The organism is Haloferax sp. SDI50, assembly GCF_059802635.1.
Genome location: NZ_JBPULL010000001.1, coordinates 955,103 through 976,093, shown reverse-complemented (window position 1 = coordinate 976,093; position 20,991 = coordinate 955,103). Strand labels below are relative to the sequence as shown.

Below are 20,991 nucleotides of genomic sequence, written 5' to 3'. Positions count from 1 at the left end.
CACCGAAACGTATAATGGGACCGTCTCACAAGATGTGTGTGGTTGTTAATCATGACTATTGAGGTCAGTTCCCTGCGGAAAGAGTTCAGTTCGCCGTCCGGCACGATAACGGCCGTCGATGGCATCGATTTCAGCATCGACGAAGGCGATTTCTTCACGTTCGTCGGCCCATCGGGCTGCGGGAAGACGACGACGCTCCGCTGTATCGCGGGGCTCGAAACGCCGACGAGCGGGAGCATCCGATTCGATGGCGAGGACATGACGGGGAAGCCGGCTCACAAGCGGAACTTAGCGATGATGTTCCAGAACATCGCTCTCTACCCGCACATGAAGGTAAAAGAGAACATCTCCTACCCGCTGAAAGTCCGGAACGTTCCGAAGCAGGAGCGATACGAGAACGCCGAGGAAGCCGCGGACATCATGCAGATTCGCGAGTTGCTGGAGAAGTACCCCGGCGAACTCAGCGGTGGCCAGCAACAGCGGGCGGCCTTGGCGCGAACCATCGTCCACGAACCGGAGGCGTTCCTGATGGACGAGCCGCTGAGCGACCTCGACGCGAAGCTCAAAGTCGAGATTCGCAAGGAAATCCAGCGCGTCCACGACCGCGTGGAGAAGCCGACAATCTACGTGACGCACGACCAAGAGGAGGCGATGACGATGAGCGACCGTATCGCGGTGTTCAACGACGGCGGCATCGAGCAGATCGGGACGCCCGACGAACTCTACCAGCGGCCGGCGAACCGGTTCGTGGCGAACTTCATCGGCAACCCGTCGATGAACTTCTTCGACGGCACCGTCGACCGCGCGAGCGGCGAGACGGTCGTCGTGTCGGTCGACGGCCGCGAGGTCGAGCTTCAGGTGGTCGACGCCACAGCGCTCGGCGTCGGCGACGAAGTCACGGTCGGCGTCCGGCCCGAAGACGTCAGGCTCGACCGGAACGACGGTGATCTCGAAGGCGAAATCACCCTCATCGAGCGGATCGGAAAGCAGATGCTGGCGACCATCGAGGGCCCGCAGGGCGAAGTCAGGGTGACGCTCCCGGCCGACAACTCCTACGAAAAAGGCGAGGTGGTTCGCCTCGCTATCGAGACTCGGGCGACGCATCTCTTCGATTCCGGCTCCGACGACGTCGTGACCCGCGGCCCGGACGTATGACGAGGTGACCGATGCACTGGCTACGTCACCGCGGCTCGACCGTGCTCGACCGCGTCAGGAATCCAGCGTACACGGGTGATAATCGGTGTCTCCCCTGTACCGGCGTGAACGCCGTTTTCGCCGTTGCCCTCGCCGGAGTCGTCGCGTGGGCGGGGTCGCCGCTCTTGGGTGCTGTCTCACTCGCGGCGTCGGCCGCAGTCATCGGTCTCCGGGGGTATCTGATACCGGGGACACCGACCCTGACACAGCGATACTTCCCCTCGCGGGCGATGGCGTATTTCGAACACGGGCCGGCACGGACGGCCGTCGATTCGCACCCGGAATCAGTTGACGTGAGCGACGGCGACCGCGACAACGTCCTCGTCGAACACGGCGTGCTTGTGCCGTGCGACGGCGGGGCCGATTTCTGTCTGACGGACGCCGTTCGTCGTGCGTGGACGGACGCACTCGACGCCATCGGTGCCGACGTAGACGCCGCACTCTCGGAGTCCGCGCTCGTCGATGCCGAGCCGTCAGAGTTCGTCGTCGACGAATCGGCCGGCGACTTCGCCGTCTCCGTCGATGGGGCGCACGTCGGTCGGTGGCCCTCGCGCGAGGCGTTCCTCGCCGACGCGGCCGGTGCGGTTGCGCTGGCGAGCGAACTCCCGGAGTGGCACGGGCTGTCTTCGCGAACGCGAGGCATCGCCCTCGGCGAGCTTCGACTGTTCCTCGACCGCTGCCCGACCTGCGGCGGCGACCCCGACTTTCAGCAGCGAACCGAAGCGACGTGCTGTCGGACGCGAACTGTCACGACGATGCGATGTGCGGACTGCGACGCCTCGTTCGTCGAAGTCGTCGGCGCGTGACCCGCATTCACCACCGTCTGCGGTATCTTTAATATCTCCGCCCCAACTCTGTGAAACAGACGCATGCTAGCTTCACCCAAGAGAGTCGAGAGTGCCGAACACACCGTCGTCTACCACGGTGACGGCGAGTTCTCGGCGTGGCCCTTCAACGGCGGGATGTGGAAGACCGACGACGGCGTGGTCGTCGCGTTCATCAACCACGACTGCGACTATTCGGTGCCCGAGAACCTCCACGACGCCAAGGTCGTTCGCTACGGGAGCGTCGTCTCCCCGACCGAGAACAAACAGAACCAACTGAGCCACGCGCGCATCGAGACCTACGGCGCTATCCGTGCGATGCGAACGACCGACGGCGGCGACACGTGGACGGACGACGGGGTCATCTCGGATAACGTCGAGACCTCCGAACAGGTGCTCTACGACGAGATTCCGGACGTCGAACCCCACGACTTCTCGAACCGGGATACCCTCATGGCCTGTTGGTCGTCTCCGCATTCAGCGGCCTCGGACGCGGTTCCCTGGGTGAAGCTGTCCGACGACGGTGGGGACTCGTGGAGCGACGCGAAGCGCCTTCCGATGTTCGACTTCGAGCGAATACAGGGCCGTCCGTCGTACATCACTCGCGAAGACGGCACGCTCCTGTTGATGCTGACGGGGAAGACGGGAAGCGACCCCCACGACGTACCAATCGTGTACGCGTCGTTCGATGGGGGGCAGAACTGGACGTTCCTGTCGCAGATCGACGGGAGCGAGAAGTACCGCATGCTGTGTCCCTCGCCAGTTCTGCTCGACGACGGGACGCTCGTCGCGGCCGTTCGGTGTAAGATCTCAGTCGACTGCGAGTGGACCGAAATCTACCGCTCGACCGACGACGGGCGCAACTGGTCGTTCGTCTCGCGCGTGAACGACCTCGGCGCACCGAGCAAACTCCTTGAGTACGACGGGTCGCTCGTGTGCATCTACGGCTACCGCCACCCGCCGTACGGCATCCGCGCCCGCGTGAGTCACGACGACGGTGCCACGTGGAGCCGCGAATGGATTCTCCGCGACGACGGCGCGAACTACGACCTCGGCTACCCGCGGGCGGCCGTGCTCGACGACGGGACCATCCTCGCCACGTACTATTTCAACAAACAGGACGACGATGTCGCCGTCGACGGGGGTCCACGACACATCGCGGCCACCAGATTCGACCCGACAGAACTACTCACCGAGCGGTGATTTCCCGGCGAACGACCTCGTACCCGCGCTTTTGCCACTAGCCGTGGCACCGCCTCGTCAGGTGAGTCGCCGTTTCGATGCACTCCTACTGGTGTCTCGCTCGTCGTCCGCGGCGCAGTCCGCGGGACCGTTAGTCTCCCCGAGTAGGCATGCGACGATGTCATCGAGGACGTAATTCTGACAACAAAATATTGTATGGGATATACAATATCATGGAGAGCATGGAAATCCCTCCGGTTTGGGAAATATTAATCCTAAGCCCAAAATAGCTTTTTATTACACTTCTTAATTGGACAGTAACACATACACTACTGGATAGTGTATTTAATACGATAGCTAGTTAGGATAATTTAGTTAACCGATTCGCACCGATGCGTCACTCCCGTGATATAGTATTCCGTATTTAATACTATACTACCTGGTGCTCTCGGGAGATCGACTTCGCCATACACTACCTGTGGAAGCTCGAAGTGAACGCTATCCACCCGGTCGCGCGCGACGCTCCCGGCGGCTACCGAGGCGAGAAAGCCCCCGCTACGTGCGGTCGAACTCGTCGTCTATCATCGCCAGCGCCCCGCCGGCGTTGAACAGCAGGCGGCTCACGACCACCCACGTCGGCACCGCGAGGACGACCAACGCGACGGTACTCGCCACGGGCGACAGCGGCGGCAACAGCCCGCGGTAGAACCACACGATGGCGAACGTCAGGACGATGCGGAGCATCGGCTTGACGGCGACGCTCATCTGTCGTCGTCACCCCGGCCGTCGGTGACGAGCGTCGGCTCGGCGTCGAAGTTCTCGATGCTGAACCGCTCGTCGACGCCCTGCGCGGCGCTCGGGACGCCCGCGCCGGTCTCGAACTCGTCGACGTGGATGCAGGCGGCCTTGTGGCCGCCGGTCGCGCCCGCCACGTCGTCCAGCGTCGGGTCGACCGACGTGCACTCCTCGGTCGCCGCGGGGCACCGCGGATTGAACGAACAGCCCGACGGCGGGTCGAGCGGCGAGGGCACCTCGCCTTCGAGCACCTGTCGTTGCCGGGCGAGTTCGGGCACCGGCTGGGGAATCGCGCCCAACAGCGCCCGCGTGTAGGGGTGCTGCGGGTTCGAAAACAGCTCGTCGGTGCCCGCGAGTTCGACGATTTCTCCGAGGTACATCACGGCGACGCGGTCGCAGACGTGGCGAATCACGCTGAGGTCGTGGGCGATGAACAGAAGCGTCAGGTCGAACTCCTCCTGCAAATCGTCGAGCAGGTTGAGAATCTGCGCCTGAATCGACACGTCGAGCGCGGAGACGGGTTCGTCGGCGACGATGAAGTCCGGGTCGACCGCGAGCGCGCGGGCGATGCCGACGCGCTGGCGCTGGCCGCCGGAGAACTCGTGGGGGTAGCGGTTGGAGTACTGCGGCGGCAGGCCGACCGTCTCCATGAGTTCGTCCACGCGAGCGTCGCGTTCGCCCTCGTAGAGGCCGTGAATCTCCATCGGCTGTTTGATGATTTGGCCGACGGTCTTCCGGCGGTTGAGGCTCGACGCGGGGTCTTGGAAGACGATTTGGATGCGCTTTCGCATCTCCGTCATCTCCCGGTCCGACAGCGCCGTCAGATCGGTGCCGTCGTAGCTGACCGTCCCTTTCGTGGGCTCGTCCAACCGGAGGACCGACCGCGCGGTCGTCGACTTACCGGAGCCGGACTCGCCGACGAGCCCGAGCGTCTCGCCGCGCTCGATGTCGAAGGAGACGCCGTTGACGGCTTTCACCGTCTCGTCGGCTCCGAGCAGGCGGTCGATGAAGCCGTCGTTCTGGGTGAAGTGCTTGTGGAGCCCCGAGACGGACAACAGCGGGTCGTCGCTCATCGCAACTCACCTCCGTCGGTCGCGGGGGCCGCGGGGCCGCCGCCGTCCGCCTCGGTGCGCTCCGTCTCGATGGCCGACGGCGAGAGGTCGTAGCCGCGGGCGTGGAGACACGCCGCCTCCCGGCCGGGCTCGACCTCCCGCAGTTCGGGGTCGTACGACTCGCACTCGGCGGTCGCGTGGGGACACCGCGGGTGGAACGAACAGCCCGACGGCAGGTCGGTGAGGTTCGGCACGTCGCCCTCGACGGGCGTCAGCCGGTCGGTGTCGTCGGTCAGCCGCGGAATCGACCGCATGAGGCCGCGGGTGTAGGGGTGCCGCGGGTTCTCGAAGAGGTCGTCCACGCCGGCGCGCTCGACGACGCGGCCGCCGTAGGCGACGGCGACGCGGTCGCAGGTCCCGGCGACGACGCCGAGGTCGTGCGTGATGAGGATGATGCTCATCCCGTACTTCTCCTGGAGTTTGTCGAGGACGTTGAATATCTGCGTCTCGATGGTCACGTCGAGCGCCGTCGTGGGTTCGTCGGCGATGAGCACGTCCGGCTCGCAGGAGATTGCCATCGCGAGCAGCGCGCGCTGACGCATCCCGCCGGAGAACTGGTGGGGGTAGTTGTCCACGCGCGAGGTCGGTTCGGGGATGCCCACGTCGGCCATGAGTTCGATGGTCCGCTCGCGGGCCGCCGCGTCCGACACGTCCTGATGGGTCTTGATGACCCGGCTAATCTGGTCGCCGACGGTGAACACGGGGTTGAGGCTCGTCATCGGGTCCTGAAACATCATCGCGATGTCGTTGCCCCGAATCGACCGCATCTCCGCCTCGCTCTTTTCGAGCAGGTCGTCGCCGCGGTAGCGGACGCTCCCCCGCTCGATGCGACCGGGGCTGTCCACGAGTTGGAGCATCGACAGCGCGGTCACGGACTTGCCGGAGCCCGACTCACCGACGATGCCCAGCGTCTCGCCCTCGTAGAGGTCGAACGACGAGCCGTCGACGGCCTTGACCGTCCCCTCATCGGTGTAGAACCGCGTGACGAGGTCGCGGATTTCGAGTACCGGCTGTTCGTCCGGGTCGGCGCTCATCGCTCGCCTCCGTCGTTGCGGGGGTCGAGCGCGTCGCGCAGGCCGTCGCCGAGCAGGTTGAACCCGAGGATGGTGACGACGATGACGAGGCCGGGGTACACCGAGTACCACCACTCGCCGCTGTAAAGGTAGCCGCGGGCGTTCGACAGCATCAGCCCGAGGCTCGCGTTCGGCGGCTGGATGCCCAGCCCGAGGAACGACAGCGCGGCGCTGGCGAGGACGGCCGTCCCCATGTAGAGCGTCCCCTGGACCACGACGGTCGGCAGGGTGTTGACGGCGATGTCCTTCACGAGGATGTGTCGGTCACTCGCGCCGAGGGATTTCGCGGCGTCGACGTAGTCTTCTTCCATCTCCTTGAGGACGGACCCGCGCATGACGCGCGCGAAACTCGGGATGTAGACGACGCCGATGACGGCGATGACCTTCACGATGTTCGGGAGCGTAAAGGAGCCGTACTCCGTGCTTCCCACCCCGAGCACGCCGAGCACCGCGATGGCGAGGATGAGACTCGGGAAGGAAAACAGGATGTCCATAAAGCGCATGACGACCTCGTCGACCCAGGTGTTGCGGTAGTAGCCGGCGATTGCGCCGGCGGTCACGCCGAGCGCCATCGCGAAGCCGACGACGCCGAGCGAGACGGTCATCAGCGTCCGCAACCCGTAGATGATGCGCGAGAGGATGTCCCGGCCGTGGTGGTCGGTGCCGAGGTAGGCCGTCGTCGTGCCGACGACCTCGCCGGCGCTGTTCTCGACGAGCATCTCGGTGCCCATCGGCATCGGGTTGTGTTCGCCGTCCGGTGCCTCGAACTGCGTCGTCGGGTCGTGGGGGGCGAGAAACGGCGCGAATAGCGCGGTCAGGAGCATCGTGAGGATAATCGCGCTCCCCACGAGCGAGAGGGTGTTCTGGCGGAACTCCTTCCAGAACATCTCGAACTGACTGTGGTGCGTGCCGGGGGCTTGCGCGGCGGGCACCGCCTCGTCCGTCTGGTCTGTCGTTGCCATGTTAGTTTCCATCGTGTCTGATGCGGGGGTCGAGGTAGGCGTACAACACGTCCACCGCGAGGTTCGCGAAGACGAACACGCTCGCGATGAACAGGATGAGCGCCTGGATGATGCGGTAGTCGCGGCGGTCGATGGCCAGTATCAGGAGCTTCCCGATACCGGGGAGATTGAACACCGTCTCGGTCAGAATCGCGCCGTTCATCAGTTGGCCGAGTCCGACGCCGATGACCGTCACGACGGGGATGAGCGCGTTCTTCGAGGCGTCCTTGAGGACGATTTCGCGCGCGCCGATGCCCATCGCGCGGGCGGTCTTGACGTAGTCCTGACTGAGCGTGTCCAGCATCTCCGAGCGCATCATCCGGGCGATGAGCGCGGAGTAGGCCGTCCCGAGCGTGACGACCGGGAGGAACAACTGTTGGAGGTTCGCCACCGGGTCGACCCACGGCGGCGTCCAGCCGCCGGTCGCCCACGGGAACGAAAACTGCACCGCGAATATCATGATGAGGATGATGCCCAGCCAGAAGTCGGGAATCGAGATGCCCGACAGCGCGGCGATGCGCGCGGCGTGGTCCGCGGGCTTGTCCTTGCGGACGGCGCTGATGATGCCCGCCGGGATGGCGATGAGAATCGCCGTAATCATGCTGAGAATCGACAGCTCGACCGTCAGCGGGATGCGCTCGACGATGATGTCGGTCACGGGCGTTCCCTGCTGGACCGTCCACGACACGCCGAAGTCGCCTCGGATGGCGTCGAGCATCCACAGGCCGTACTGGACGTACAGCGGGCGGTTGAGCCCCATCTCCAGCCGAATCTGCCTGACGAGCTCCTCGCTGCTGAGCGGGCCGAGCATCACCCGCACCGGACCGCCCGGCGCGAGGTGGACGAGCGCGAAGACGACGACGCTCACCCCGAGGAGGACGGGCAGGCTCAACAGCAGGCGCTTGAGGACGAACCGGAACATGCTCACGGCTGAGTCACCCCCCGGGTCGCCGTTGGGAATCGACGGGATTGGCGCGAACGCGTGTGCATCTGTTCGTCACTCACCCTTCGAGACGAAGCGGTAGTTGTCCTGGAACGTGCCCACCTCGTAGTCGTTGACGGCGTTGCGCCACGCTTCGAGCTTGTTCACGTAGGCGATGTCTATCTGGATGCCGTGTTCGACGAGGTACTCCTCCAGCTCCCAGACGATTTCCTTCTGTTCCTGTTCGTCCGTCGAGGCCTGCGCCTCGCGGAGTTTCGAGACGTACCATTCGTGGCCGTTCGAGAAGTCGCCGTCGGCGTCCTCGGGCGCGGCGGGGCCGCTCGGCGCGTAGATGTCTTCGAGGTCCTCGGACGGGTGGTGCCAGTTGTTGTGGTTGTGGTTGTTGTCGGCGTAGCCGGCGTCGAGCCACGACGTGGCGACCGGAATGGACTGCGCCCAGTCTTCCATCGCGGCGTGCCACGTGTCCGTGCTGTACACTTGGTTGAGGAGCGTGGACTTGTCGACGGCGGTGACGCTGGCTTCGATGCCGATTTTCGACAGCTGGTTCTGGATGACGACGGCCTCGTCTTTGAACCACGACCCTTTGGTGGCGATGATGTCCATCTCGAAGCCGTCGGGGTTGCCCGCGAGTTCGAGTTCTTTCTTGGCCTTCTCGGGGTCGTACATCTGCATCTCCTTGAGCTTCGGCGAGGTCCAGTCGCTGTCGGGGTACCACGGTCCCTTCTGGACCGCGCCCTGCCCGTAGAACACCTCGTCGAGAATCTCCTCGCGGTCGATGCCGAACAGCACCGCGCGGCGGTTGTGCCGGTTGCTCATCGGGTTGTCCTCGGACTCCATCAGGTTCACGTACAGCACCTGCGTGTAGTTGCCGGGGACGGACTCGGTCGTGATGTCCGGCTGGCCGCTGAGGCTCTCGAAGTCCTTCGGAGGGACCTTGTCGGTCAGGTCGAGTTGGCCCGAACGCAGGTTCGCGAGGCGCGTGGAGTCCTCGCCGATGAAGTCGAACTTGAACTCGTCGACGGCGGGCGCGCCGTCCTTCCAGTAGTCCTCGTTCTTTTCGAGGAGGACGTGACTCCCGCTTTTCCACTCGACGAATTTGAACGCGCCGGTGCCCGCGCCGGAGGGGTCTTGCGTGAGGTCGGTCGCGAGGCCGCTGGGCCCTTTCCCGTCTGCGGTGTCGCCGCGGGAGCCCTCGGGAACGATACCCTCCAGGCCGCGCGTGAGCCACCAGTTGAGCGTCCCGAACGGCTGAGAGAGGTTGAGCCGGAGCGTCCGATCACCGACGATTTCGGTGTCCTCGACGAACGGGAGGCGGCTCTTGACCGGCGACTTGTTGTCGGGGTTGAGAATCCAGTCGACGGAGTACTTGAAGTCCTCGACGGTCACCTCGTCGCCGTTGTGGAACGTGATACCCTCGCGGAGCGTGTATTCGAAGGCGGTCCCGTCGTCGACGGGGTCGGGCACCTCGGTCACGAGTCCGGGCTGGAGTTCGGAGTCGGGCGTCAGTTCGATGACCTCGTCGTAGATGAGGCCGCCGATGGTGCTGGTCGCGGTGTCCGTCCAGAGCGCGGGGTCGAAGTTCCACGGCTCCGCGGCGAGCGCGACGTTGACGCGGACGGTCTCGCCCGAGTTGCCCGACGAACTGCTGTCGGTGGTCCCGCCGCTCGTCTCGGTTCCGTCGGAACCGCCGGAACCGCCGGCGTCACCACCGGTACAGCCCGCAAACGCGGTCGCGCCGACCGCGCTCGCGGCCGCAATAAATTGTCGTCTGTCCATGTTTATCTCGGTAATGTTGTCGTCTGACATTGTTTTCTGGAGCTACGTACACACCCTTGTAGCGGTACGCGTGATACCTTAGCTCATGAAACACCGTTATTTATAACTTTGGCAACCTCTCACAATCTTGGTACTATATCGCAATGGAGTCCCATTCGCGTTCGTTGTGCTACCGCTTCCCAAACAGTTTAACCGGGTGGTTGCAATGTCGGCTTCATGGCGTACGCCAGCACGCTCTCCCTGCGAGAGTTACGACAGGACCTTCACGCTCACCCCGAGTCCGGGTGGAAGGAGTTCCGCACGACCGCCCTCATCGCCGCCGCGCTCGACGACCGCGAGTTCACGCTTCACCTCGGCTCGGACGCCGTCGCCGAAGGCGAGCGACTGGGCGTCCCCGACGACGACGCGGTCGCTGCCGCAGTCGAACGCGCACGCGAAGAAGGCGCACCAGAATCCTACCTCGACCGGATGGACGGCGTCACGGGCCTCGTCGCCGAGAAGCGCTTCGGTGACGGGCCGACCGTCGGCGTCCGCGTCGACATGGACGCCCTCGAACGCACCGAATCGAGCGACGAGGAACACCGCCCCGCGAAGTTGGGCTTCGCGAGCACGCACCCCAACGAGATGCACGCGTGCGGCCACGACGGCCACACCGCCATCGGGCTCGGAATCGCCCGCGACCTCGACGACGACGGCGGGTTCGACGGCACGCTCCGACTGTTCTTCCAGCCGGCGGAGGAGGGCGGCCGCGGCGGCAAACCGATGAGCGAGACCGACCTGCTCGCGGATATCGACTACTTCCTCGCGCTCCACCTCGGCCTCGGCAACCCCACGGGGACCGTCATCGCCGCCTACGAGAACCCGCTTTCGAACGCGAAGCTCGACGTGACCTTCGAGGGCGCGCCGAGCCACGCGGGCAACGCGCCCAACGAGGGGCGCAACGCGCTCCACGCGGCGACCGCGGCGGTCCAGAACCTCTACGGGATTCCGCGCCACGCCGACGGGGCGACCCGCATCAACGTCGGGAAGTTCGAATCGCCCAACCCGCAGAACATCATCGCCGAGGAGGCGCGCCTCCGCGTCGAGGTCCGCGGCGGGACCGCCGACCTGAACGAGTACATGCTCGACAAGGCCCGGCGCGTCCTCGACCACGCCGCGGGCATGCACGACGTGTCGGTCGAGACGGGGCTCTACGGGAAGACGGCGACCTTCACGGCCGACGACGAGATGATAGAGGCCGTCCTCGCGTCGGCGGCCGACCTCGACGACGTGACCGAGGCGGTTCCGCGACTCGATATCGGCGGCAGCGAGGACGCCTCCTACCTCATTCGGCGCGTGCAGGAACACGGCGGGAAGGCGACCTACGTCGGCATCGGCGCGAGCAACGAGTTCGGCCACCACACCTCGCGGTTCGACATCGACGAGGACGCCCTCGACATCGGCGTCGACGTGGTGTGTCAGACGATTCGCGCACTCTAACGCGGCGGTCCGACCCGGCTGTTCGACCCCAACCAGCCGCGGGTGTCGCCACCCGTCGTCGCCCTCGACCCGTAGAATCTGCCACGAACACGCACAACTATTATCCGCTGTTCGCGAGTTGAGCCGCACATGCAGGCCTCCCAGCAACGACTCCGCGAGGACATCGAAGCGAACGCCCGTTTCGGTGACATCGACGCGCCGGCGGGACGCGGCCGGACCGTCCTGACCGGGAGCGACGCAGACCGCCGCGCCCGCGAGTTCCTCGTCGAGCGACTGCGTGACGCCGACCTCTCGGTCCGCATCGACGCCGTGGGAACCATCGCCGGGCGGTGGGTTCCCGACGGGGCCGACCCCGACGCGGCCCCCGTCGCCGCCGGCAGTCACCTCGATTCGGTCCCCGAGGGCGGCATCTTCGACGGTCCGCTCGGCGTCTACGCGGCGCTCGAAGCGGTGCGGACGCTCCAAGAACGAGACGCCGGCGCGAGCCTCGACCGCCCAATCGACGTCGTCTCGTTCACCGAAGAGGAGGGCGCGCGCTTCTCGCACGGCCTGCTCGGGTCGTCGGTGGCGACCGGCGCGCGCGACGCCGACGACGCGCTCGCGCTCCGCGACGCCGACGGCACGACGCTCGACGCCCACCTCGACGCCATCGGCTTCCGCGGGACCGACACCATCGACGCCGCGGCGTGGGACGCGTGGGCCGAACTCCACATCGAACAGGGGACGGTGCTGGAGTCCGCGGGCGCGGGGGTCGGCGTCGTCGACGCCATCACCGGCATCACGACCTGTGCGGCCGACATCGTGGGCGAGGCCGACCACGCGGGCGCGACGCCGATGGACGAGCGCCGCGACGCGCTCGTCGCCGCCAGCGAGTTCGTCGTCGACTTCCGGGCCGCGGCCGACGACGTGGCGCAGAACCGGAGTTCGACCGCCGTGGGGACCGTCGGCCAGTTCGACGTGGCTCCGAACGCGCGCAACATCGTCCCCGGCGAGGTCACGCTCCAGATGGACATCCGCGACGTGGACTACCGCGCGATGGACGCCATCGCCGAGCGGGCCGAGGCCGCGCTCGACGAACTCGAAGCCGCCCACCCGGTCGAGACGAGCTTCGACCGCTACCGCGACCAGCGCCCGAGTCGGATGGCCGACGACTGCGTCGCCGCCGCCCTCGACGCCGCCGCGACCGAAGATATCGACGCGAAACGGATGCACTCCGCGGCGATGCACGATACTGCGAATGTTGCCGGCGTCACCGATGCCGTGCTCCTGTTCGCTCCGTCGGCTGACGGCCTCTCGCACAACCCCCGCGAATGGACCGACTGGGCGGACTGCGCGACCGGGGCGTCGGTTCTCGCGGGGACGCTCGCTCGCCTCGCCGGCGCGTGAGTCGCGGCCGACGGCCTGCTCCCGCTGTGACTAATTCTTTGCTTTCAGCCATTTCACGGCCGAATTCGCGCCTCTGCCGCGATTTCGTCGCGGCCGCATCGCCTGTCTCGATATGTGACACGCGGCTCCGAATCATCCCGTGTTTCGCGTGGAACCTCGTATCCCGGCAGTGCGCGGACGCTCGAACGCGAATCGTAGTTTTCCGTGCCGCGTCGGTCGAATCCTCGTCCCGTGAGTTATCAGATTACCCCCGAGAGTCACGCAGCTACGCGCCCTACTCCGGGTATTGTCACCATATGCAACCGCTCTCTAAGCCGTATGCGGCGCGACCGCACACAGCGACGCCGAGCGGTCGGATATCGAGTGCGAAGCCGATTCCACGCATCCGACAATTGGTGAGGGTCCGGCGACGGGCGTCGCTTCGGGCCTGTCTCGGTCCTGTCTCGGGTCGCGCGCTCGTTCACACGCCGGTCGGGCTCCGGTCGTCCCACGGGGCGTCGCTTGCTGGACAATCATCGAGCGATAGCAGCTCTGATAGCCGGTCCCAACACCGATTCCCCTCGTCCGAGTTCGATTGCAAGATATTCGGAACAGCTATCACACCAGATAGACGTTCTGGTAGCATGCCCGAGAACCCCAACACCGATGCGCCGTCCCGCACGCTGAGCACGGTGGACACGGCGGTCAGCGTCGTCCGGGCGCTCGAGGAGTTGAACGGGGCGCGCGTCGCGGAGTTAGTCGACTACCTGGACCTCTCGAAGTCCACGGTGTACAACCACCTTGCGACCCTGCGGAAGAACAACCTCGTCGCCAAGGAGGGCGACAGCTACCACCTCAGCCTCCAGTTCCTGCTTCTGGGCGAGTACGTGCGCAACCAGCAGATACTCTACCAGGTCGGCAAGGAGGAGGTCGAGGCGCTCGCGGAGAAGACCGGCGAGTACGCCCACCTCTCGACCGAACAGCACGGCCTGCGTATCAGTCTGCTCAAGGTGCGCGGCGAGCGCGCGGTCGGCAGCCAGTACCAGCGCTCGAAGATTCAGCGCCCGGACAACCTCCACGCGTCGTCGACCGGGAAGGCCATCCTCGCGTTCCTCCCGCGCAGTCGCGTCGAGGAAATCGTCGACCAACACGGCCTCCCGGCGAAGACCGACGCGACCATCACCGACCGCGACGCGCTGTTCGACGAACTCGACGCCATCCGCGAGCGGGGATACGCCTGCAACGACGAGGAGGAAATCGAGGGACTCCGCGCGGTCGGCGCGCCGATTCGCGACCGCAACGGCACCGTCCTCGGCGCGCTGAGCGTCTCGGGGCCGACGAGTCGCATCAAGGGCGAGCAGTTCCGCGACACCATCCCCGAAATGGTCACGAGCACGGCCAACATCATCGAGGTGAACATGAACATGGCCGCGCGGAGTTCGAACGCCGGGCGCTTCGACTGAGCCGCACCGGCCGACTTCCATGACATCGATAAGCGTGTAATGTCACTCGGGTTCTCGCGCGCTCTGCCGTCCAACGTTCTCGACCAACTCGGTTTGGTGGAACCGACACTCCGTCGCAGACCGCGGACAGTTGCTCGCTTCGCCATCAAAAATATCTGAAATAGTATATTTAGAGAATAGTATCAAAATACTGTATTTTCGGTCGAGTCTCCGATTCCGAACTCGAAATCCGTAGTGTCGTATTTCTGCGTCTAAAGTACGACTATTGGGTGTTTCAATCGCAAGCCCCACGAATTAACAGTGACGAGCTATTGTCCAGACAATCTCGGAATTTTGGATAAATAATGTATTTCTTCTACTATTAATCCCAAAATCGATCATTCTAGTTCGGATATAGTTACATATGGCTAAAATTGTCCCGGTCTCTGCCATCCTATCTTATCTAGAAAGAACACATATATTGTATTTGTTAGTTTGGTTCCTGGCGAGTTCATTCTTCCGCCTCTCCAGTGGGGGACAGACCGCCGGCTCGACGACTGGTTTTCGGAACTGCGTCGTGTCAGGCGCAGAAACAGGTCACGTCAGCACCCGCGACTCGCCGCGACGCCGACAAATCGGGACCGTCAGTCCAGCCGCGCTTCCAACGACTCGACGAGCGAGTCGTTGCCGATGTAGACCGGGACGCGGTCGTGAATGTCCTCGGGCGTTCCCGAGAGGAGCGACTGTTCGCCGTCGGACGACTGCCCGCCGGCGCACTCGATGATGTAGCCGATGGGGAAGCCCTCGAACTGCTGGCGGAGTTTGCCGCCCGGCGCGTCGGTCTGTGCGGGGTACGCGAAGACGCCGCCGTAGTGGAGAATCTGGTTCACGTCGCCGATCATCGACCCGCCGTAGCGGAGCTTCATCCCCTCGGTGCGTTCGGTCTCGCGGGCGAACGCCTCGAACTCGTCGAACCAGCGGTTGACGCGGCCGCCGAAGCTGAAGATGGCGGGGGCGTCGGGGAGCGTCAACTCTTCTCGGAGCGGGCGCTTGACGCCCGATTCGAGGATGTACTCGCTGACGACGCCGTCGCGGGCGGCCACGAGCGTCGTCACCGGGCCGTAGAGGATGTAGCCCGCGGCGAGCAGGTTCTCGCCGCCCGTGGGGAGCGGTTCGTCGTAGATGCTGTACAGTGTCCCCATCACGTTGTTCGGCTTCAGGTTCGTCGACCCGTCGAGCGGGTCGAGCGCGACCGAAACCCCCTCGCCGATGTCGATGACGTCGGGTCGCTCCTCGCTGGCGTACTCGCCGACGCCGTCGAGGGGGCGAAGCCGCTTTAACAGCAGTTCGTCGGCGTAGGTGTCGGCTTCCATCTGGCGCTCGCCGCTCGGGTTCGTGCCCTCCTCGTAGACGCGCCGGCCGGGCAGTCCCGCCCGAATCGACGGCGCGGCCGCACAGAGCGTCTCGACGACGGCGTCGACCACGTCGTCCTCCCGACTCGATTCGTCTGTCATGCGTTCGATACACCCCGCGGAGTCGGGGATGCGTCGAAGCGGTTCGACGGGACGCCGATGGGCGGCGCGCGGACGGGCGTCGGGGTGGTCGTCATTACCTACTGGTCCCGTGGACGAAGTATAGTTCTGTCCCCGCGTGTAAGCGTTGCACCGCGCCCACGACGGAGTTGGCGGCGGGTTTTCGACTCGGACGCTGGTAGAATCTGCGATGTACTGTGTCGGTGAGACTGGCCTTCTGCATCGGGACCCGCCCCCATATATATGGTCTCTCCAAACGGTGCAGTCGAATATGGTCGAGGCGGTCAGTACTATCTTCGGGGTAGTTATTCTTGCTAGCTCGTTGTGGTTTGGCTCCCGAGCGATTACCGCCGGGATGCTCTCGCATTCGATGTCGGTGTCCGAGGCCGACAGTCCATCAACGCTCGTCGATGGCGAGACAGTCGCGATAGAGGGAACGGTGAAGGTCAGGAGCGAACCGCCACTAAGCAACGCTTTTCGGATTGATGAAGGGGCGTCGATTGGTGCGTACGTGTGGCGGCTCAAGGAATCCGAGTCGTATAACTACAACCTTGATGCCGAAGAGCCCGGGGCGGATATGAATCTGATTACGTATGCATCCGGAATCGAGTCTGGAATGTTTACCGTCGACGACGGTCAACGCGAGGTTCGAATCGACACAGGCTGGTTGGCTCAGACCCACGGCAGCGCCGACATCACAACGGTGTCTTCGGATTGGACGGTATCGACCTGGCTGTCGAAGCGTAGCTGGAAATCGCAGCACATCCACCTAGAGGATCACTGGACTGTCACGCCCGTTGCCGATGTAGACGGCTTGGACACGGGCGCCGACGACGAGAGCCTCGATGAGACGTACTTTGAGGCGAGAGCTATCCTCGACGGCGAGGAGTTGGCCGTCTGCGGGGAAGTCACGGTTGAGCAGGGAAGGCCCGTACTCCACGGGAGCGACGAGACGCCGCTGGTGCTTTCTGATCACGGGTTTGATGACTTCCGCAGTAGTCTTCGTCGGCAGGCCCTGAAGTACGGACTGGCCTCGGGCGGATTTGCGGTCATCGCCGCTCTCGCGTTGGGAAGCGGACTGGGAATCGGTTGAAACTGACGGCGTCTAGTGACGCACCGCGCCGGCGCAAGGTCCCTCACGCATCTGTCAGAGAGAACAGATAGAGAAACAGGAGAATCGAACTACAAAACGTTACTGCGCCGTACAGAAGCACAGATTTCCACGAGGAGGTTCGGCTGAACCACTCCGACACGAGAGTGCCGATTGCTGACAGTCCCAGAAGGGCATACACAATCGGCAGTCCTTCTAACGAGAGATAGCCGCCAACGACTTCCACAGCAATCGTTGTCGAGAGGAGTCCACAACAGAGAGCGAGGGGGACAGCGGTGGACCGTCGGTTACTCGTCAACTCCATACCGAGATATGGCAATCAAATATAATAAATTAGTTGTTGCTACGTGGAAGCAGATTACTGCGCGGCAAACAGTCGTTCGAACACGACCGTCGGGAACTGCGGTTCGAGTCGGCTCGGCGGCCGCCCTTTCCGGTCGACGCGCTCCGCCGTGACTCGGCGGGTGATGCCGTCTTCGGCGAGTTCGTAGAGGATGCGCTTGACCGTCGTCGCCGAGAGGTCGACCGATTTGGCGATGTGCTGGCTCGTCGCCTGCACCGACTGCTGTTGGTCGGGGCGCAACGTGAGGAGTTCGTGGAGCACCTGCTGGCGGTTCTCCGGGAGCGAGAACACGCGGCCGAGCGAGACGCAGGGTTGGGGGACCGCGGCGATTCCGGCGGCGACGTCGGCGGCCGTGATGCTCCGGTGTCGGTTGCGGACCGCTTCGTCGGCCGCGCCGAACAGCGCCGCGAGCGCGTCGTGAGCGTCGCCGTCGGCCCACTCGGCGATGTCGCGAGCGAGTCGGTGGTCGAGCGTCCGCCGCGACCCGGCCGCCGACACTCGCGTCATCAGCACGTCGACGAGCACCTGACTCTGGTACGGTTCGAACTGAATCGCGCCGGCCGTGTAGTCGGTCAGCACCGTCTCGTCGGGCGGCGCGCGCCCGATAGCCAGCCAACTGACTTTGCTCGGAAGCCCGGCACAGAGGTCGACGAACGCCTCGCCGTCGAGCGTCCCCGGCTCTTCGAGGTGGTCGACGGCGACGACGGCACCCGTCTTCGGGCCGCCGAGCGCGGCCTTGAGCCGCGACTGGAGCGCCTCGGTCTTGATACCCTGCTTGGGCACGGACTCATCGACGAGCGCGTCGAGCACGGCGTGATAGAACGCGAACGCGCTCGTCGTCTCGCGCGCGTCGACGTAGACGAACCGCGGCGCGAACGTCGCCTGCACGCGGGTCGTCGTGTGGATGGCGGCGTTGTTGACGCTCGACGCGCGGACGAGGTGGTCGAACAGCGCCGTCACGACCGCCGACTTCCCCGACCCCTTGGGTCCGTAGACGTAGGCGTTCGGCGGGAGATGGCCGTCGAACACCGGGTCGAGGTAGTCGAGCAGTCGCTCTAACACCGGTCCGCAGTTCACCGGGTCGTCGGTGTGCGCGACCGGCGAGAGCGAGTCGTAATCGACGAGGAGGCGAGGCTCACCGTCCCGGCGTTGCCGACGTTGGATCCTCGCTTCGATGTCCATGTCGTAGTGGTAGTTCCGAAATGGGAGGTATATCAGTTCTGACTGCTTACGGCTGCGGTACGTCTGTGGTCGCCCGGTCGTCGAACGTGTTCGGGGTAACCGACTCGGCGGTCCCCAGCGAGGTACGACGCGTATGGCAGACACCACCCTCGACGTGCGCGACCTCCCACCGGCGGAGCGCCATCCGAAGATTCACGCCGCGTTCGACGACCTCGACGCCGGCGAGTCGCTGACGATTCTCAACGACCACGACCCGAAGCCGCTGTTCTACGAGATGCAGGCCGAAGTCGACGCGTTCGACGCCGACAACTACACGGTCGAACAACGCGCTCCCGACGAGTTCGCGGCGACGTTCCCGAAGCGGTAGCGCCGCGGTCGCGGGTCGCGGCCGCGAGTCGTACTCGCCGTCCCGACCCGTCTCCGCCGTTTCTCCACTCTCGTCGAATATGTTCGGCGTCACCGGTAGGGCTTCGCGCCGCACTAGTCCGCGTATGAGTGTCATTCCCGCCGATGTCGACACGGCCCGACAGCCCCCGATGACGATTCCGCTCCGGCATTTCGTCGTCGCGCTCGGCTTCCTCGCGGCCGCGGTGGGCCTCCGGGTCGCTCTCGCCGTCGGCGTCGCTCCCGGTGCCGCCCGACTCGCGCACGTCCACCTCCTGCTCGCGGGGTGGGTGTGCGTCACCATCATGGGCGCGATGACGCAGTTCGTCCCGGTCTGGTCCGGCGTCGACCTCTACTCCCGGCGACTCGCGACCACGCAGTTGTGGGTCGTCAGCGTCGGTCTCGCCGGCCTCGCGGGATGCTTCCTCCTCGGGGCGTTCGCGTGGCTTCCCGTCTTCGGTGCCGTCGCGCTCCTCGGCTTCTGGACGTTCGCCTACAACGTCGCGCGCACGCTCTCCCGACTCGACGGCTCCGACGTGACCGAGCGCCACTTCGGTCTCGCACTCGGCTTTCTCGCGGTCGTCACCGCGCTCGGCTTCCTGCTCGCGGTCGACTTCACGCGCCCGCTTTTCGCCGGCGTCGGCGTGAGTCACGCGAGCGTCCGCGCGGCCCACGTCACGCTCGCCGTCTTCGGCGTCGTCGTGACGACCGTCGTCGGCGCGCTCTATCAGCTCGCGACGATGTTCACCCAGACGAAGCTCCGCGGCGTCGACGTGTGGCTCCGCTGCGTCGAGGAGGTCGGCTACCCCGTCGGTGTCGTCACGCTCGCCGGGGGGCGACTCGTCTCCGACCCGACGCTCGCGCGAGTCGGCGGCGCGCTCGTCGCCCTCTCGCTGCTCGGAATCGCCGCGATTCTCGCCCGGCGACTCGTCGAGTCGGCGGTCGATTGGACGCCCATGCTCACCCGGTACGCCGTCGCGGCCGTCGCGCTCGCCGGGTGGGCCGTCCTGACGCTCCCCGCGTGGCTCGCTGACCCGCTGGCGGGGGACCGCCTGTTCGGCGCGCCGGGAACCGGGTCGCTGTTCCGGCTCGGCTTCGTCGGCTTCGTCGTGCTCGGGACGCTCTACCACGTCGTCCCCTTCATCGTCTGGGTCCACCGATACAGCGACCGCCTCGGCCTCGAACCCGTGCCGATGCTCGACGACCTCTACAACGCCCGCCTCGCCCGCCTCGATTTCGGTCTCGTCGTCTCGGGCGTCGCCGCCGTCGTCGCACGCGACCTCGCCGGTCTCTCCCCGGCAGCCGAGACGGCGGGCTGGGCGCTCGTGCTCGCCGGTGTGGCGGCGTTCGCTGCGAACCTCCTGCGAGTCATCTGGCTCCACAGCCCGCAGTCGTTGGTCGGCCGCGCGGCCGCGTCGACTGGCGGTGCGGACGACGGCGCTGACTGAGTCGGCGGGTCAGGGACGGTCTCGTACTCACTCACATCCCGAGCAGTTCGGGTGCAAGAAAGAGGAGTGCGAGCAGGCACGTCAGGACGAGAACCGCCACGACACGCAGGCCGCCGGCCGCTCGTCGTCGGTCCTCCGGGAGCGACTCCGCGAGTCCGGACAGGGCGGTCCCGGCTATCATGAACAGCAGCCAGCTCCCCGACAGAGACTGTTCCACGACCGCGTACTGCCAGTACAACCCCGAGAAGATGAGCGCGCCAGAGAGCTGGACGACTGGAAAGAGGCCGCCGGTGGGTTCGCTGAACAGGCTTTCGTCAACTATGGAGGGCATTGAACGCGTCGTCGCCCGCGAGGGTGAAAAGAGCACCTGCCTTCGCCACCTCGGTCGCGCTCGCGCTGGCTCTCGTTCACATCCGGTCGCTTCCGGCCCCACGTCCCCCGAACGTGTTCGGCCGCAGGCTTACCGACCGTGCGGTCGACGACTCACTCGTGATGCCAGAACACGCCGCGCTCGACGACCTCCCGCCGCAGATGCACGCGCCCGTCTTCGAGACCGACCGTCCGAAAACCGTCAGACTCCGCCTCGAAGCCGGCGACGAGGTGGCGGCGCACTCCCACCCCGGGTTCGATATCGTCTTCCACGTCGTCACCGGCCGGATGGAACTCGCGCTCGACGGCGAGACGCACGAGGTCGCGGCGGGAGAGCTGCTGCGGTTCGGCGGCGACCGAGATATCTCGCCGCGCGCGCCGGTTGACAGCACCGCGGTACTGGTGTTCGCGCCGGCCGGTGACGACTGAACTGCGG

Annotated in this window: 19 protein-coding genes; 10 read left to right on the top strand and 9 right to left on the bottom strand. The window is 65.3% G+C overall.

What is annotated here, in order from left to right; all coding sequences use genetic code 11:
• Positions 1-51 precede the first annotated feature (51 nt).
• The 3 genes from ACSR87_RS05115 (at position 52) to ACSR87_RS05105 (ending at position 3,221) form a co-directional block, all read left to right on the top strand.
• Entirely contained in the window at positions 52-1,155 is a 1,104-nt protein-coding gene (locus ACSR87_RS05115) for an ABC transporter ATP-binding protein (RefSeq protein ID WP_498529746.1), read from the top strand.
• Positions 1,156-1,166: 11 nt separating this feature from the next.
• Complete coding sequence (locus tag ACSR87_RS05110; RefSeq protein WP_498529745.1) at positions 1,167-2,000, top strand: DUF8054 domain-containing protein; 834 nt, start codon at positions 1,167-1,169, stop codon at positions 1,998-2,000.
• A gap of 63 nt (positions 2,001-2,063) precedes the next feature.
• Complete coding sequence (locus ACSR87_RS05105) at positions 2,064-3,221, top strand: sialidase family protein (RefSeq protein ID WP_498529744.1); 1,158 nt, start codon at positions 2,064-2,066, stop codon at positions 3,219-3,221.
• A 534-nt stretch (positions 3,222-3,755) separates the two neighbouring features.
• Here ACSR87_RS05105 and ACSR87_RS05100 read toward each other — a convergent pair.
• From ACSR87_RS05100 to ACSR87_RS05075, 6 genes are all read right to left on the bottom strand, one after another.
• Positions 3,756-3,965: a hypothetical protein gene (locus tag ACSR87_RS05100; RefSeq protein ID WP_004062765.1), complete on the bottom strand. Its 210-nt coding sequence runs from the start codon at positions 3,963-3,965 to the stop codon at positions 3,756-3,758.
• Positions 3,962-5,068, bottom strand: coding sequence for an ABC transporter ATP-binding protein (locus tag ACSR87_RS05095; RefSeq protein ID WP_498529743.1), 1,107 nt, complete (start codon positions 5,066-5,068; stop codon positions 3,962-3,964). Before ACSR87_RS05095 ends, ACSR87_RS05100 begins: the two co-directional genes overlap by 4 nt.
• A complete protein-coding gene (locus tag ACSR87_RS05090) occupies positions 5,065-6,141 on the bottom strand; it encodes an ABC transporter ATP-binding protein (RefSeq protein ID WP_498529742.1) in 1,077 nt (358 codons plus the stop codon). Before ACSR87_RS05090 ends, ACSR87_RS05095 begins: the two co-directional genes overlap by 4 nt.
• Positions 6,138-7,142 carry an ABC transporter permease gene (locus ACSR87_RS05085; protein ID WP_498529741.1) on the bottom strand — a complete coding sequence of 335 codons (1,005 nt, stop codon included), beginning with the start codon at positions 7,140-7,142 and terminating at the stop codon, positions 6,138-6,140. Before ACSR87_RS05085 ends, ACSR87_RS05090 begins: the two co-directional genes overlap by 4 nt.
• Before the next feature lies 1 nt (position 7,143).
• Entirely contained in the window at positions 7,144-8,103 is a 960-nt protein-coding gene (locus ACSR87_RS05080) for an ABC transporter permease (protein ID WP_498531036.1), read from the bottom strand.
• A gap of 75 nt (positions 8,104-8,178) precedes the next feature.
• Positions 8,179-9,930, bottom strand: a complete 1,752-nt coding sequence (locus ACSR87_RS05075; protein ID WP_498529740.1) for an ABC transporter substrate-binding protein — start codon at positions 9,928-9,930, stop codon at positions 8,179-8,181.
• Positions 9,931-10,116: 186 nt separating this feature from the next.
• Between ACSR87_RS05075 and ACSR87_RS05070 the strand changes: the two genes are divergently transcribed.
• The 3 genes from ACSR87_RS05070 (at position 10,117) to ACSR87_RS05060 (ending at position 14,207) form a co-directional block, all read left to right on the top strand.
• The gene (locus ACSR87_RS05070) at positions 10,117-11,379 is read left to right on the top strand and encodes an amidohydrolase (protein ID WP_498529739.1); all 1,263 of its coding nucleotides are present in this window, start codon (positions 10,117-10,119) and stop codon (positions 11,377-11,379) included.
• Between the two features lie 129 nt (positions 11,380-11,508).
• A complete protein-coding gene (locus tag ACSR87_RS05065; protein WP_498529738.1) occupies positions 11,509-12,765 on the top strand; it encodes a M20 family metallo-hydrolase in 1,257 nt (418 codons plus the stop codon).
• Between the two features lie 623 nt (positions 12,766-13,388).
• Entirely contained in the window at positions 13,389-14,207 is an 819-nt protein-coding gene (locus tag ACSR87_RS05060; RefSeq protein ID WP_498529737.1) for an IclR family transcriptional regulator, read from the top strand.
• Between the two features lie 623 nt (positions 14,208-14,830).
• Here ACSR87_RS05060 and ACSR87_RS05055 read toward each other — a convergent pair.
• The gene (locus ACSR87_RS05055) at positions 14,831-15,700 is read right to left on the bottom strand and encodes a class 1 fructose-bisphosphatase (RefSeq protein WP_498529736.1); all 870 of its coding nucleotides are present in this window, start codon (positions 15,698-15,700) and stop codon (positions 14,831-14,833) included.
• 289 nt (positions 15,701-15,989) lie between these two features.
• Here ACSR87_RS05055 and ACSR87_RS05050 point away from each other — a divergent pair, with 289 nt between their 5' ends.
• Positions 15,990-16,811 carry a hypothetical protein gene (locus tag ACSR87_RS05050; protein ID WP_498529735.1) on the top strand — a complete coding sequence of 274 codons (822 nt, stop codon included), beginning with the start codon at positions 15,990-15,992 and terminating at the stop codon, positions 16,809-16,811.
• Between the two features lie 376 nt (positions 16,812-17,187).
• Here ACSR87_RS05050 and ACSR87_RS05045 read toward each other — a convergent pair whose 3' ends face one another.
• Positions 17,188-18,354, bottom strand: coding sequence for a Cdc6/Cdc18 family protein (locus tag ACSR87_RS05045; protein WP_498529734.1), 1,167 nt, complete (start codon positions 18,352-18,354; stop codon positions 17,188-17,190).
• A gap of 133 nt (positions 18,355-18,487) precedes the next feature.
• Between ACSR87_RS05045 and ACSR87_RS05040 the strand changes: the two genes are divergently transcribed.
• Together ACSR87_RS05040 and ACSR87_RS05035 are read left to right on the top strand one after the other, a co-directional pair.
• Entirely contained in the window at positions 18,488-18,721 is a 234-nt protein-coding gene (locus ACSR87_RS05040) for a DUF2249 domain-containing protein (protein WP_004062753.1), read from the top strand.
• A gap of 124 nt (positions 18,722-18,845) precedes the next feature.
• Positions 18,846-20,186, top strand: coding sequence for a hypothetical protein (locus ACSR87_RS05035; protein WP_498529733.1), 1,341 nt, complete (start codon positions 18,846-18,848; stop codon positions 20,184-20,186).
• A 31-nt stretch (positions 20,187-20,217) separates the two neighbouring features.
• On the opposite strand, the gene ACSR87_RS05030 is transcribed toward ACSR87_RS05035, so the two are convergent.
• A complete protein-coding gene (locus tag ACSR87_RS05030) occupies positions 20,218-20,517 on the bottom strand; it encodes a DUF8011 family protein (RefSeq protein WP_498529732.1) in 300 nt (99 codons plus the stop codon).
• A gap of 161 nt (positions 20,518-20,678) precedes the next feature.
• Here ACSR87_RS05030 and ACSR87_RS05025 point away from each other — a divergent pair, with 161 nt between their 5' ends.
• Positions 20,679-20,984 carry a cupin domain-containing protein gene (locus ACSR87_RS05025; RefSeq protein ID WP_498529731.1) on the top strand — a complete coding sequence of 102 codons (306 nt, stop codon included), beginning with the start codon at positions 20,679-20,681 and terminating at the stop codon, positions 20,982-20,984.
• Positions 20,985-20,991: the final 7 nt, after the last annotated feature.